Origin of the sequence: Corynebacterium jamesii (genome assembly GCF_046097395.1) — a bacterium.
Classification (GTDB): Bacteria; Actinomycetota; Actinomycetes; order Mycobacteriales; family Mycobacteriaceae; genus Corynebacterium.
On sequence record NZ_CP175789.1, the window covers coordinates 2,270,845 to 2,284,104 of the forward strand.

The 13,260-nt window shown below is 62.3% G+C and carries 10 protein-coding genes and 1 pseudogene; 9 read left to right on the plus strand and 2 right to left on the minus strand.

Annotated features, from left to right (window positions below; genetic code table 11):
* Positions 1-16 precede the first annotated feature (16 nt).
* Positions 17-1,270, plus strand: coding sequence for a type VII secretion protein EccB (gene eccB, locus ACKFRT_RS10175; protein WP_408925190.1), 1,254 nt, complete (start codon positions 17-19; stop codon positions 1,268-1,270).
* A gap of 191 nt (positions 1,271-1,461) precedes the next feature.
* Here eccB and ACKFRT_RS10180 read toward each other — a convergent pair.
* Together ACKFRT_RS10180 and ACKFRT_RS10185 are read right to left on the minus strand one after the other, a co-directional pair.
* Positions 1,462-2,319, minus strand: a pseudogene (locus ACKFRT_RS10180) (S8 family peptidase); the annotation flags it as partial.
* Positions 2,319-3,470 carry an EsaB/YukD family protein gene (locus tag ACKFRT_RS10185; protein ID WP_296212738.1) on the minus strand — a complete coding sequence of 384 codons (1,152 nt, stop codon included), beginning with the start codon at positions 3,468-3,470 and terminating at the stop codon, positions 2,319-2,321. The gene ACKFRT_RS10185 and the pseudogene ACKFRT_RS10180, both read right to left, overlap by 1 nt.
* Before the next feature lie 272 nt (positions 3,471-3,742).
* On the opposite strand from ACKFRT_RS10185, the gene ACKFRT_RS10190 reads away from it, so the two are divergent.
* The 8 genes from ACKFRT_RS10190 to glmM all read left to right on the plus strand — a co-directional run bounded on the left by ACKFRT_RS10190 (position 3,743) and on the right by glmM (position 13,256).
* Complete coding sequence (locus ACKFRT_RS10190; protein ID WP_408925191.1) at positions 3,743-6,919, plus strand: FtsK/SpoIIIE domain-containing protein; 3,177 nt, start codon at positions 3,743-3,745, stop codon at positions 6,917-6,919.
* Between the two features lie 31 nt (positions 6,920-6,950).
* The gene (locus ACKFRT_RS10195) at positions 6,951-8,321 is read left to right on the plus strand and encodes a type VII secretion-associated protein (RefSeq protein WP_408925192.1); all 1,371 of its coding nucleotides are present in this window, start codon (positions 6,951-6,953) and stop codon (positions 8,319-8,321) included.
* 171 nt (positions 8,322-8,492) lie between these two features.
* A complete protein-coding gene (locus tag ACKFRT_RS10200; RefSeq protein ID WP_296212746.1) occupies positions 8,493-8,780 on the plus strand; it encodes a WXG100 family type VII secretion target in 288 nt (95 codons plus the stop codon).
* 63 nt (positions 8,781-8,843) lie between these two features.
* The gene (locus ACKFRT_RS10205) at positions 8,844-9,125 is read left to right on the plus strand and encodes a WXG100 family type VII secretion target (protein ID WP_296212749.1); all 282 of its coding nucleotides are present in this window, start codon (positions 8,844-8,846) and stop codon (positions 9,123-9,125) included.
* Positions 9,126-9,510: 385 nt separating this feature from the next.
* Entirely contained in the window at positions 9,511-10,422 is a 912-nt protein-coding gene (locus tag ACKFRT_RS10210; RefSeq protein ID WP_408925193.1) for a PRC and DUF2382 domain-containing protein, read from the plus strand.
* Between the two features lie 325 nt (positions 10,423-10,747).
* Positions 10,748-11,191 (plus strand): 50S ribosomal protein L13, encoded by a 444-nt coding sequence (gene rplM / locus ACKFRT_RS10215; protein ID WP_296212755.1) that lies wholly within the window; start codon positions 10,748-10,750, stop codon positions 11,189-11,191.
* Complete coding sequence (gene rpsI, locus ACKFRT_RS10220) at positions 11,191-11,751, plus strand: 30S ribosomal protein S9 (RefSeq protein WP_296212758.1); 561 nt, start codon at positions 11,191-11,193, stop codon at positions 11,749-11,751. Before rplM ends, rpsI begins: the two co-directional genes overlap by 1 nt.
* Positions 11,752-11,912: 161 nt before the next feature.
* Positions 11,913-13,256, plus strand: a complete 1,344-nt coding sequence (gene glmM / locus ACKFRT_RS10225) for a phosphoglucosamine mutase (protein ID WP_296212762.1) — start codon at positions 11,913-11,915, stop codon at positions 13,254-13,256.
* The last annotated feature ends 4 nt before the right edge of the window (positions 13,257-13,260 follow it).

Consider the following 13,260-nt stretch of genomic DNA (forward strand, 5'->3'; position numbering starts at 1 on the left):
GGGGAGCGCAGCACACATGCGCACAACGGGGATACAAGTATCTGGATTTAACTTTCTACTGCGCAGGCTTGAGCTCGCGCTGGTCATCGGCGATCCGCGAATGGCTCACGATCCGCTGCGCAGCCAGCGGCGCGCACTGGTCGTCGGCGTGCTGCTTAGCCTGCTGATCGCCGGAGGGGCGGTGATGCTGGGGCTGCTACGCCCACAGCCGGGCTTGGACGGCGCGGACCTAGTGGCCGACGAGACCGGTACGCTGCACGTGCGGCTGGAGGATTCCTACCATCCAATCACCAACGTCGCATCCGCGCGGCTGATTCTGCAGCAGCCCGTTGAGGTGCAGAAAACCACCGCTGAGCAGCTATCCCAGGTTCCGTTGGGCCAGCCGATTGGTATTCCGCAGGTGCCGGGGTTGGTTGCTGCGCCGGATCGCGAGTGGCTGTACTGCGATCGGGCGGCCGGTGGCGTGGGAACGGTCGTGGCCACGGAGCACATCACGGCCCATCGCCACGCCCTATTGGCTGCGCCGTCGGGGTATTGGCTTATCGACGCCACCACTCGCGCCCGCATAACTCCAGACGCAGCCAGAGCTTTCGGCACGGAGGCGGTTCCGGCTACTGATGGGTTGGTCCAGCAGTTCCGCCGTACCCCCGACATAGCCATGCCCGTAGGAAAGACGCGCATGCCCGCGCCCTTCGACGTGGCGGGCAGGGTAGTGACCTCTGGCGACCGGGCGTTTCTAGTGGATCGGGAGGGCGTGGGGGAGGTCAAGGGTTCGCGGCGAGATTTTGCCCTCGCCAGCAGTCCGGTTCCTTCGGTGGAGGCGCCACTGGCAAACGTCATGCGCCAACCCAGCGTAGACGTGCTGGTTGGGATTCCGGAGTTCGACGTCGAGCAGCCCGTGTCGTGGGCGCAGCCGCAGATGGTATGCGCGGGGCCGGATGGGTTGGCGGAGCCGGCAGGCAGTTCTGCCGCCGGTATCCACGATGTGCTGGTTGCAGACAAGCCGACCGCGTTCTCTGGCCCGCGCGGCACCGCCGCGCTGCAGACAGAGCGCGGATACGTGCTAATCAGCGAAAACGGCGTGCGCTACTCCGTGGGTAGCGAGTCCGAACTGCACGCCTTGGGGTTCACCACGGAGCGGAGCGTTCAATTCGCGCGGGTGGCTTCGTTGCCGGACGGGGGCCTACTGTCTGCAGAGAAAGCCCGGCAGACCACCGTGGCAATGATGCCTAGCGCGAGCACCAAGGACAGCACGACGGGCACGGAGTAATCGGCGGCGCCTGGTTCATTGGGGTGAGTGCGGACGGTATGCAAGGCGTAGGTCGCATCCGTTGAACCATCGGTGCCGCTGTCCCGGGCCTTCGCGTCCCGCAGGTCCAAGGCTCTATCCACCGCAGCGGCGGGATCGACAACCAACAGTTGTTTGCCTAGTCCCGGTCCACTTGCGCCGGGGGAGGCCGTGGAAGTCAAAAGGTCGCGGACCTCGCGTGCGCTGAAGTGAGGCACGATCTGCCAGACCAGGGCGGCTGTTCCGGTAACAACGGGCGCGGCGAAGCTGGTGCCCTCGAAGGGGTCGGGGTTGCCGACGATAGTGTGCACCTGTCCCCGGACATCTACCTGCCCCTCGACCGGCCCACCGGGTGCGAATACATCCACCCAGTGCGTCGGCGCGCTGTACTGCGCGGGCACGCGGCCTTGGTCGGCGGAGTTCGCCTTCCCCGCGCCGGATTCTGCCTTCGGTGCGGCGGTGCTACTGTCACCTGCCACCGGCTTTCGCACGCGCGGCGCTACAGCGCCCACCGCCAGCACCGGATCTAGGCTAGAAGGAAAAGTTGGGCCGCCCTCCGGGCACTGGCCAGTGTTGCCGGTAGAGGCCACCACCAACACTCCGGCCTTTTCCGCGCGGCCGATAGCCCCGCGCAATTCCGCCGTATCCTCGCAGGCCACCATCGAGATATTGATGATCTTCACCCGCGCCTTCAGCGCCTTGTCGATCGCGCGGACAAGATCCTCCACCGTGCCCTCGGCCCGGTCGGGGGCTGCGCTATGTCGCAGGGAATGCACCGTGGCTTCTGGCGCTACCGCGAGCAGCACACTGGTGACTACGGATCCGTGCAAAACGCAGTAGTCACGGTCGCCCAACACGCCCGGCCCGGCGGAGCCCGTATCTATCACAGCCACGTCCACACCCCGGCCCTGCGACAGGGCGTGCAGTGCTGGGTACGAGGGGGCGCCTATATCCGGCAACGGTACTGTTCCTGCCGGGGCGACCGTGCCTTCCTGGCAGTTCCCGTGTGGCGAAGAGTCCTGAACGATCATCAGCCAATGCCCCGAATCACCGTAAACAGCCCTGTGGTCTGCAGTGCCAGTGGGATGGCCAGGCAGAACGCGACAGCCTCCACCATGTCGATCGCGCGGCCCAGCATTGGCGACTGGACGCGCACCGCAGGCAACCCGACCAACACAAGGCACGCCGCACCCCACGGTTCGTGCAAAGCCAGCCACAGAATTGTCGCCGCCGACAGCGCTGCCAATGCCACCGAGTGCACCGGCCGAGTACTGCGCGCACTCACGCCGAGTACCGCCACCATTACCAGCAGCGCGGAAGTCCACAGGTTCAGTGATTCGCCCCACGGCGCCAGTTGGTACACACACGCACCCAGCACCACCACGATGGCCACTACCAGGGCGGAGTGCACCTCCACCACCTGCCCCGCCCGCGTGGTCGTCGGCGGAGTAAACACACCGGTCGCCGGCACCCTCGGCAGCTTGATTCCCGCCAGACCGATCGCGATCTGTCCCGAGTAAGCCAACGCGAACATAGCCAGTAGCAGCGTGATCCCCGGCCACAAGTTCACCGCTGCGAACACGACCCACGTGACCGTTACGATCCGCGCCGGGCCGCTGCGCCACACCAGCGCCGCCGCCACAAAACACGCGCATAGGACATTGACGTGCAGCCCCAGTCCGAAGCCCAGGATCGCGGCGAGGTAGCTGAAGTTGCGGTGGTGCAAAGAGGCCGCCGCTGCGGCGAGTGCTGCCACGGCGGTCGCCGCGATCGTTGCGGTATCTGCAGAGTGGTTGATGTTGACGGCGCCCCCGGGGCCCACGAGCCGATTTTCCAACGGGTGCCACGCCGGTGCCGCTTGCAGGCTAAACAGCGCCACGATGGCAGCAGCTACCCAGGCAGCAGGGCTGGTGGGGATGGGGCCGGAGAGCTCCTCGACGGCCTCGGCCGGTGGGGCGGGAATTGCGGCGATCTGTAAGGTCAGCGACTCGCCGGGGCGCACCCCGGCCTCCGCTAGCGTGTGCTGCGGCTGGACCTGGCCGACAGCTCGGTGAAGAGTCCAGTGCTCTCCGGGTTCCGCCTCCACGAGGTGCGGTATGAGTTCTGCGACCGGCACGTGGTCGGCGATCGCGGCGTTGATGGTGGTGCCCTTCGCGGGCACGGAAATGCTTAGAGCCAGCACTTAAATCCCCCTGTGCAAAGTGTTGAATGCGTTCGTTCGACGCGGTTGGTTGGCGAAGATCCCCCCTTGGACGTTCGCCGTTCTGTGCTGCAAGCGTAACCGACCGGTGCGAGTGACCGGTGTGGCTTACACGGCACAGATAGTAACCCAGACGTGGTTCACGCGCTTGCCCTGCGGTTCCCCAGGGGAAGGTTTAGAATCAGAAACCACATCCAGGGGGTTGGATGGGGGACAATACGGGGACGAGTAGGAAATCGGGGGATTTCTGCACTATGCAAACACAGGCGCCGCCTACGTTGCCGAGAGACAAACAACCGTTCATTAGGCTGCTCATGCCTGCCGTCATGCTGATCGCGGTGGTTGGCATGGTTGCCGCGATGATTTTGTCCGGGTCCGGGCGCAACCCCATCAGCTTTATCTTTCCGCTGATGATGTTGGGCAGCATGGCGATGATGTTCCAACCGGGGGCGAACGTGGATGAAACTCGACGTTCGTTCCATAGGCACATCGACGCGCTGAAAGACAGCGTGCAGCGCAGCCATAAAGAGCAGCTACAGACTATGCTGGCGGCCCACCCGCACCCGCAGGCGCTGTGGACACACGTGCACACCGGCACCGATGTGACTGCCGAGCCGGGAGTGGTCCGCATCGGCACGGCAGTGCAGACTCCGGACGATCCGCTGGAGGTGCCAGTCAGCGCGCCGCCGGAAGACTTAGAGCCCGTCAGTGCAATGAGCCTGCGCGAGGTCGCGCTGCGCTACGCCACCATCGAGGCTCCGGTCTCGGTGGAGCTGTCCAGCTTCCACTGCATCGTGCTGCTTGGCGACGGGGCAGCGGGTCTGGCGCGCGCCATGCAGGCACAGCTGGCGATGCAGGACCCGGACGTTATCGGGATTACCGGCCCATTCGAACAGTGGCTGCCGCACGATGGGCCGCGCAAGGTGCACTTCTGTACCGGGCAGAGCCCCGTAGTCGCCGGCGCTATCGTTACGGAGCCCACCGAGGAATGGGTGGAGAACGCCAAAGGGCATGGCCTATTGCTGCAGGTGGATGACGCAGAGAACGGATGTCTGCTGAGCGCCTGGACCGTTGATGGCTGGGTTCCGTTCGGGGTAGCAGACCAGCTTAGCGAGGTAGAACTGGCCCAGATCTGCCGTGCCCGATCCACAGTGAAATCCAGCACGTCCCTGCTGGAATTACCCGGTGGAGACCTGCGCGCACCGATCGGGTTTTCCGGCGCTCCGGTGTACCTGGACATTAAAGAATCCGCCCTGGGAGGCATCGGCCCGCATGGCCTGTGTGTAGGCGCCACGGGTAGTGGAAAGTCGGAGCTGTTGAAAAGCGTAGTGATCAGCTTCGCCCACCAACACAGCCCGGAAGAGCTGAACTTTGTGCTGGTGGACTTCAAGGGCGGCGCCAGCTTTCTGGGAATGGATCGCCTGCCCCATACCTCCGCGCTGATTACTAACCTGGCTGAAGAAGCGGGGCTGGTCGACCGAATGCAGGATAGCTTGCTGGGGGAGATGCATCGGCGTCAAGAAAAACTACGCGCTGCTGGCCTGACCACGGCGGCCGAATACAACCGCACTTACCCCGGGCAGATGCCAGCGCTATTTATCGTGGTAGACGAGTTCTCCGAGTTGCTGCATGCCCGGCCCGAGTTCGCCGAAGTGTTCGCCGCCATCGGGCGTTTGGGGCGAAGCCTACGGATGCACTTGCTGCTGGCCACCCAACGGCTGGAGGAGGGGCGACTGCGAGGGCTGGAATCGCACCTGAGTTACCGCATTGCGCTGCGCACGTTCTCCGCCTCCGAATCCCGCGCGTTGATCGGCACGACCGAGGCGTACGAGCTGCCGGCCACCCCGGGCGCGGCGATCCTTTCTGCCGGGGACAAAGTGCGTTTCCACTCGGCTTACGTCTCTGGCCCCGAGCTGCCCCGCGACCAGCGGCTGGTGCGGGTGCTCGGGTCTACCGTAGAGGCGGAAACGACCACTATGCGGATGGTCATCGATCGGCTGGAAGGGCCGAACAAGAATCCGGTGTGGCTACCGCCGCTGGTAGAAGACTTACCGGCCAGCGAGGTTATGGAGCCCCGCGCGCCGGGAGTGGCCCGCATCGGCTTAGAGGATTTGCCCTTCGAGGGACTGCAGGTGCCGTTGGATGTGGATCTGCGCCGCAAGCACTGGGCGATCGTGGGTCAGCCCCGCGCGGGTAAAACCACGGCGGTGCGCAGCCTGGTGCTGGGCTGGGTTCTGAGTTCGCCGGGGTGGCCGGTGTACATCTTCGATCCTGGCGGTGGCCTGCGAGAGTTGGAGCGTTTGCCGCAGGTGGCGGCGGTGGTGGGACCCGATGGCTTAGCTCGACTGTTCGACGAAATGGAGCAGACCGTGGGGCAGCGCCTGTTGGTCATCGACGGCCTGGATCAGGTTGGTACAGCTGGTGCGGGCAATGGTGAGGAAGAACAGCGTTTAATCCGCTTGGCGACCACCGGCCTGGAGCGCGGCCTGCACGTGGTGGTCACGGCGCTGCGGTGGAACTTCCGCCCATCGTTGCGCGACGTGCTGACCGGGCAGATTGAACTGCGGATGACTCCGCTGGATGCGCACTTCCGCGATGCGCAGAAGTCCCTGCCCGACGTGCCGGGCCGGGGTGTGTCGCCTCGCGGTAAGCATGTGCAATGTGTCAATTCCACCGCGCAGGACATCGAGCACGTGCGGATGGAGAGCGCCCGGCGTGGCGAGCCGGAGGTGGCCATGCGCGTGTTGCCGGACCACGTTGGGTGGGAGGAGCTGGGCAATCCACAGGCATTTGCTATCGGTGGGCCCCGCCTGGATCCGGTGTGTTGGGACCGGGGTACCTTCCCGCACCTGGTGGCTATCGGCCAGGCGGGCAGTGGTGTGACGACGGCTTTGCGCGCGGTGATGCAGTCGGTTGCGGAGACTCGTAGCCACACCGGTGAGCCGCCAGAGTTCCTGGTCACGGATACCCGCCGCGGACTTTTAGGGGTTGCGGGCTACCGCGTGCCGGAGGATTTCCGTGCCGATCTGACCACGTGGGTTGCGACGTTGCGGGAACGCATCCCTGGCAGCGACGTTACCCCGCAGCAGTTGCGCGAGCGGAGCTGGTGGTCTGGCCCGGAACTATTCGTGGTCGTCGACGATGCAGACGCAGATCCTGGGCTGGACCAGCTGGTTCCTCTGTTGCCTTATGCCGCCGATATTGGTTTGCACCTGGTGCTCGGCCGCCGTTCGGGTCAGTTCGCCCGCGCGGCTTACCAGCCGCTGATGCAAGCCATGCGCGACCAGAGTGCGTGGTTGCTGTTCTCTGCGCCGCGTGAGGACGGGCCGATCGCGGGGGTTCGCTTGGTACGACGCCTAACGGGCCGCGCCGCCTATGTTCACAAGGAAACGTGGACGGTGCACGTGGCTGAGATTGCCGATGAAAACTGATGGACACAAGAACACCTGAGCGGGGGAGAAGATGAGGGTAGATCAGAAGACTGGGGAGACGCGGGGACTGCTGGCTGAGGCGTTGGCGCTGCAGGAGTCGGGTGTGCTGGTCAGCGGAATGACAGTAACGGACCTGGCCACGGGTTTTGTGGTGACGGGGGAGGCCGAGATGCAGCAGCCGGGGTATCTGCAGTACACGGGTACGGCAGATGCAATGGACCCAGGGGGCACGGCAGGCTCAGCGGGCACGGTAGACACGGACGCAGCAGACACAGTGGGCACAACGGGCACCGCGGGCGCAGCAGACACAGCGGAGGCAGCAGATACCGCGGAGGCGATAGTGGACGTTGAGTTCCAGCGCTCCGGGTTGAGTCTAGGCCGACTGTCGGAGCTGTATGAGATGGTCAGCGAAGTCCTGGAACAGAGGTTCGACCACCCGGAGGCTGCAGCGGTGAACCCGCCGGAACCCCGCGAACAGTTCCCGTGGGGGATTGGGCTGCCGGAGGTAGACGTGTTGGTCACCGGCTCCTTCGCAGTGAAGGTGGTGCACTACCTGCGGATCATGGGTGTGCGTGCGCGGTTGGTAGATAACGATACGGTGTTGCGTGTAGCCAGTGAACTGGCGCTGGCGCAGCAGGAGTTGGAACATCTTGACCTAGCTGAACCAGCCAGTGCGCCCAAGCGGGGAAGTTATTTAGAGGAGACGGCAGGGGAACCGGAGGAGTGGGGAGGGGGAGACGAAGGGGCGTCCATAAAGAAGGAAGAAGAAAAAGACAACCGTAGGCTGCCGATAGCGTTGGCCGCGCTGGCGCTGTTCATTATCGGCGGGCTGGTGGCGACGTTTACGGTGTTTGACTCACAGGCGACGGGTAGGAATGCGAGTGTGCAGGAGAGCGAGCAAGTGAGCACACCCGCGGAGGGGCAGCCTGACGAGCAACCGGAAGAACAGACCGAAGAAGTAAGCGAACCTTTCCCCGAGCCACACAGGAATGGTGCGACGTCGGCAGATCAGAGCGTGCGGCGAGCGGATATACCAATCAGCGTGAACGTGGATGGGTGGCGCCTCGGCAGCGCAACGCGGGCACGCGAAGAATACGTTGGCAACGACGAGGGGATGCGTGTACTGGTGGCGGCGAAGGAAACACCGCTAAAGACGCAGGACGATCTGGACGCGGCGATGCTGAGTGCCCTGAATGACGTGGACGGAGGCGAGGGCGGGGTGACTGTTGTATCGAACCAGCCGGTGAGCTACGAGGAGAGTTATCCGAATTCGACGACTTTGTGGCACGTCCGCCTCGTAGACGGACATCAGATTTCGGTCGGCTGCCAGTACCGGCAGTGGAACGAGCAACGGGAAAAGGTGTGCCAGGAGTTTGTGGACACGGTGCGGCCAGAGAGGTAACCGCAGAGGAAGCCTGGTGCCGCTGCGTAAAAAAGATCTGGAGGCGGTGAACCTTAGTGGTGGCTGGTGAGTATAACTCTTACGATGGCGCCTTCGACAGGGGACTATCCAGGGGGATACCCGGCGGCATGAATATTCGATTGCAGATTCTAAATAGGGGGAGTTTGAGGCATGAGCTTTAAAACAGATGTCAGCACGATGAACCAGGCGGCGAATAACGTCGATCGTGTAAAGGACGAGGTCCAGGGGGAGCTGAGCCGACTGCGCGGTGTGGTGGAGGATGTCTCCGGAAGTTGGAAGGGGCAGGCGCAGGGCTCTTTCCACTCGCTGATGCAGCGCTGGGATGAAAACGCACGGAAGTTGAACGAGGCACTGCAGAGCATCGCGGATAACATCCGATCCAACGCTGGCGACTTCGATAACACCGACGCAGACAACGCCTCGGCCTTCAATGTTTAGGCCTGCAGCCTAAAGGCCGATCGCTCGACTACACAAGAGATTCTTTTCTAAAAGGGGATAGAAATGATTCAGTACAACTTCGCACAGATCGCCAACGCGGCGGATGACATCAATCGGGGCAACAACACCATCAACAGTCTGTTGGGTGATCTGAAGCGCGACCTGCAGCCGATGGTGAACGAGTGGGAGGGTTCTGCTGCGGAAAGCTACGGTGCTGCGCAGAAGAAGTGGGACGATTCCGCACGGGAGATCAACGATGTGTTGGGGCAGATCGCCCGTACTGTGCGTCAGGCCAACGACCGCATGAGCGAGATCAACACCAACGCAGCGAATAGCTGGGCGTAAAAGTCCAGCTAGACCATTTCTTTACCGAGAACCCTCAAGTTCCTTTAGAAATCTAAAGGGGAACCTGAGGGTTTTCTTTATTCGACATCAAGGGTCGCGCTTTTCGGTGATCGGACGCATTGTTGAGAAATGTAACCGAACTGTAATGTGTGCTGTGATCTGCGGCTTTGTGGAGCGAAACGGCACTTTTTGTTAATTGAAAAGCGTTTTGGTTGAAACGTGAATAAAACCATGCGTAGCGTCAATTGTGTACGGGAAAGACGAAAGCAATCAGCGACACCAATGCTGTAGCTACACCACTAAGTAATTTTCCCATTGTTGGTGCTCACCAAGCAAGACATAACCCCGTATTGCGTACCAACAAGGTGAAAGGATTTATTAACAAATGAGCAACGATATCAAGGATCTTTTCAAGGCAACCGCTTACGACAACGCTGGCGACAAGCTGGGCAGCGTCAAGGAAATCTTCGTTGACGACAAGTCCGGTCAGCCTACCTTCGTCGAGGTCAACCACGGTCTGTTCGGCATGAACTCCAGCCTGGTTCCGATGCGCGGCCACAAGTTCGACGGCGAGAACCTGAACCTGGCCTTCGCCAAGGATCGCGTTAAGGACGCGCCGGACTTCGACGCTGACCAGGCTCTGACCCCGGAGCAGCAGAACGAAATCTACCGCCACTACGGCCTGGACAATGTTGAGGACACCACCCGTTACGGCGATAACGCTGGCCAGCAGGGTGTTGCTGACGAGCGCGACGCCCAGGATCGCCACGAGGGTGCTGCAGGCACCGGCGCCGCTGGTGCCGGCGTTGCGGGCGCTGGCGTTGCTGGTGCAAACGAGCGCGAGGTTGCAGACCGCGAGGTTTCTGACCGCGAGGTTGCAGACCGCGATGCTGCTGCCAACACTGCTGCCGACGTTAACAACAACGGCGAGATCATCCGCTCTGAGGAGCGCCTGAACGTCCAGAAGGACAAGGTTCAGACCGGCGAGGCTCGCCTGCGCAAGTACGTTGTTACCGACACCGAGACCGTCGAGGTTCCGGTTACCCGCGAAGAGGTACACGTTGAGCGCACCCCGATCTCCGCTGACGAGGCTGCAAACTTCAAGGGCAGCATCGACGAGGGTGGCCAGGAAGCTTCCGTTACCTTGAGCGAAGAGCGCGTTTCCGTCAACAAGGAGACCGTCCCGGTAGAGAAGGTCTCCCTGAACAAGGAGCAGGTCACCGAGACCCAGCGCCACACCGAAGAGGTTCGCAAGGAGCAGATCGACACCGACATTGACGGTGACGTTCGCAAGTAATAAAAATCGGGATCGTTAGATCCCCGGCTGGCTAACCAGTCAGCCTCCAAAACCCCGGCAATTCCGACTTCTCATACTGGGAAAGACGGAACGGCCGGGGTTTTCTGCTGCCCAGGTAGAAAGCGAGTGGTAGAGCGCAACCGTTTTTGGTCTTTAAGCTTGTCTGCACTAAACTCCCAAGGGTTGTATGTATGGCGCTCGGCCTACGGCGGAGCACATTCATTTCTGCGGGTCACAACCGGCCGCCGCAGAAGCACTCACGTACCTCAGTGTTTAGTGTTCATCTGGCTGGCAGTTCCAAGATCAAGACTTTAAGGAGTCCACTGTGACTACTTTCCACCCGAAGAGCGGTGACATCACCCGTAAGTGGTACGTCATCGACGCCACCGATGTGGTGCTGGGTCGTCTTGCTGTTACCGCAGCTGACCTGCTGCGCGGCAAGAAGAAGCCCTACTTCGCACCCAACGTTGACTGCGGCGACAACGTCATCATCATCAACGCCGACAAGGTTCACGTTTCCTCCAACAAGCGCGACCGCGAGATGCGCTACCGTCACTCCGGCTACCCGGGTGGTCTGAAGACCATGTCCCTGGGTCGTTCCTTGGAGCTGCACCCGGAGCGCGTCATCGAGGAGGCAGTCAAGGGCATGATGCCGCACAACAAGCTGTCCCGCGCGTCTATCAAGAAGCTCCGCGTCTTCGCTGGCCCGGAGCACACTTTCGAGGCCCAGAAGCCTGAGACCTACGAGATCAAGCAGGTGGCACAGTAATGACTGAGTACAACGAGAACGTAACCGACGAGCAGAACGCTGCCGTCGAGGAGAACTTCGAGGGCGAGTACACCGCTACCGACGCAGTGAACGAAGAGTTCGTTGCCTCCATCGGTGACTCCGTCGCTTCCGAGGATGATACCGAGCAGGTTGAGGCTGAGCCGGTCGTCTTCGAGGGCACCATCCAGACCGTTGGTCGCCGTAAGGAAGCTGTCGTCCGCGTCCGCATGGTTCCGGGCTCCGGCGAGTTCTCCTGCAACGGCCGCAGCCTGGAGGACTACTTCCCGAACAAGCTGCACCAGCAGCTGATTAAGGCTCCGCTGGTCCTGCTGGACCGCGAGAACCAGTTCGACATCCAGGCCAACCTGAATGGTGGTGGCCCCTCCGGTCAGGCCGGTGCATTCCGCCTGGCTATCGCCCGCGCACTGAACAAGTACAACCCGGCAGAGCGCACCGACCTGAAGCGCGCTGGCTTCTTGACCCGCGACGCTCGTGCCGTGGAGCGCAAGAAGGCCGGTCTGCACAAGGCACGTCGCGCACCGCAGTACTCCAAGCGTTAAATCGCTTCGCCCTTTTTGGTGGCGACGCCCCCACGCTCCAGCCGAGCAGTTTTTCGGCCGGGACGTGGGGGTTTCCCTTTATTGGAGCATTTATGACAATTTGCTGATATCGGGAGTGGCACCCGCCAGACCGGCAAGGTGGCCAGGTAGAATTGCGCCCCATGGGTAAATTGTTCGGAACTGACGGCGTCCGTGGTCTAGCGAACAGGAAGCTGACCGCAACGCTGGCAATGAAGCTGGGTGCTGCCGCCGCGCGCGTACTGGTATCCAAGGAAGAAGTAGGCGGCCGTCGCCCCACCGCCGTGGTGGGCCGCGACCCGCGCGTATCGGGGGAAATGCTGACGGCTGCGCTGTCGGCAGGCATGGCTTCGCAGGGGGTGGACGTGCTGGATGTCGGCGTGATCCCGACTCCGGCGGTGGCATTCCTTACCGACGACTTCGGCGCCGACATGGGTGTGATGATCTCCGCCTCTCACAACCCGATGCCGGACAACGGTATTAAATTCTTCGCAGCGGGTGGCCGCAAGCTGCAAGATGACGTGGAGGATGAGATCGAGGCGGCGATGCTGGATCTGCCGGAGACCGGCCCGAAAGGTGCAGCAATCGGGCGAATTCTTGATGAATCCGCAGATGCACTGGAGCGTTACCTGGCTCATGTGGGCACGGCCATTAATCATCCGCTGGATGGTATTCGCGTGGTGGTGGACTGTGCCAACGGAGCGGCCTCGACTGCCGCGCCGGAGGCTTACCGCCAGGCAGGTGCGGACGTTGTGGCGATCCACAGCCGCCCAAATAGCTTAAATATCAACGACGGCGTGGGTTCCACCCACATTGATGTGCTGCAGAAGGCTGTGCTGGAGCACCAGGCAGACCTGGGGCTGGCCCATGATGGCGACGCGGATCGCTGTCTGGCTGTGGACTCCGAAGGAAATGTGGTGGACGGCGACCAGATCATGGCGATCCTGGCCGTGGCCATGAAGGAAAACGGTGAGCTGAAGCAGAACACTTTGGTGGCCACCGTCATGTCCAACCTCGGCATGAAGTTGGCGATGCGAGCCAACGGCATCAAGGTGCTGGAGACGAAGGTGGGCGACCGTTACGTACTGGCCGAGCTGTTGGCATCCGATCTATCACTGGGTGGAGAGCAGTCGGGACACGTCATCATCACCGAGCACGCCACCACCGGCGATGGCACGCTGACGGGGTTAACCTTGATGGCGCGTATGGCGCAGACAGGCAAGCCGCTGTCCGAGCTGGCGAAGATCATGACCGTTTTGCCGCAGACTCTGATCAACGTGCCGGTGGCGGATAAGTCCGTGATCGCGGACGACGAGCGCGTCGTCGAGGCCATTGCCAAGGCCGAGGAGGATCTGGGTGACGCGGGTCGTGTGCTGCTGCGCCCTTCCGGCACCGAAGAACTATTCCGTGTGATGGTGGAGGCCGCGGACCCGAGCACTGCCCGCCGCATCGCCGGCAAGCTGGCCGCAGTGGTGGCGGAGGTCTAGCGGG